Source organism: Streptomyces sp. NPDC006261, assembly GCF_040613515.1.
Classification (GTDB): Bacteria; Actinomycetota; Actinomycetes; order Streptomycetales; family Streptomycetaceae; genus Streptomyces.
This window is the reverse complement of record NZ_JBEXSI010000164.1, coordinates 1-1,233: the sequence shown is the minus strand read 5'-3', so window position 1 is coordinate 1,233 and position 1,233 is coordinate 1. Positions and strand designations below refer to the sequence as shown.

1 protein-coding gene is annotated in these 1,233 nt (G+C 70.9%); it reads right to left on the bottom strand.

Features of this window, described 5'->3' with window-relative positions; all coding sequences use genetic code 11:
- Positions 1 to 1,233 (bottom strand): beta-ketoacyl synthase N-terminal-like domain-containing protein (locus ABZ154_RS35050; RefSeq protein WP_356838520.1); only part of this gene is annotated, 1,233 nt, incomplete at both ends.

Below are 1,233 nucleotides of genomic sequence, written 5' to 3'. Positions count from 1 at the left end.
CACCAGCATCCCGACACCCTCCGACCAGCCGACACCATCGGCCGACTCCGAGAACGCCTTGCACCGGCCATCGGCGGAGAGCCCGCGCTGACGGGAGAACTCCACGAACGTTCCGGGGGTCGACATGACCGTCACACCGCCGGCCAGCGCCAGCGAGCACTCACCGCTCCGCAGGGCCTGCGCGGCCAGATGCATCGCCACCAGCGACGACGAACACGCCGTGTCCACCGTCATGGCCGGGCCCTCCAGTCCCAGCGTGTACGACACCCGGCCTGAGGCCACGCTTCCCGCGCTGCCCTGCCCCTGGTGGCCTTCGAACTGCTTGCTGTTCAGAGTGGTGCCGTAGTCGTTGTACATCACACCGGCGAACACACCGGTCGCCGAACCCCTCAGCGACATCGGGTCGATCCCGGACCGCTCGATCGCCTCCCAGGAGGCTTCGAGCAGCAGCCGCTGCTGCGAGTCCGTCGCCATCGCCTCACGCGGCGACATCCCGAAGAACGCGGGGTCGAACGCGCCGGCATCGTGCAGGAACCCGCCGTGACGCGTGTAGGACGTGCCCGCGTGGCCCGGGTCGGAGTCGTAGAGGCCGTCGAGGTCCCAGCCGCGGTTCGTCGGGAAGCCGGACACGGCGTCGGCGCCCTCGGTGACCAGCCGCCACAGGTCCTCCGGCGATGCGACCCCGCCCGGATAGCGGCAGCTCATCCCCACGACCACGATCGGATCGTCGGCCACGGAGGGCAGCGACCTCACCGCGACCGCGCTCTCGATGCCGAACAGCTCGTCGTGGAGATGGCCGGCCAGCTCTGCGGCCGTCGGGTAGTCGAAGATGAGCGTGGCTGTCAGCCGGAGGCCCGTCACCGCGCTCAACTGGTTGCGCAGCTCGACCGCGGTGAGCGAGTCGAAGCCCAACTCCCGGAAGGGCGAGGCGGGGTCGACGGCCGTCACGCCGGCGTGGCCCAGTACGAGGGCGACCTGCCCGCGCACGAGGTCGAGGAGCTGCTCCTGCCGGGCGGCCTCGGTCAGCGCCGCCAGCCGGGCGAGCAGCCCGGTCGCGGTCACCGATCCGGCGACCGCGCTTCGCCGTGCACGGGTACGTATCAACGCCCTGAGCAGGTGCGGTACTTCGGCCTGGCCTCGGAGGGCGCCGAGGTCCAGGTTCACCGGCACCACCAGCGCTTCCCCTGTGGCAAGCGCCGCGTCATAGAGCGCGACACCCTGCTCGACACTCAG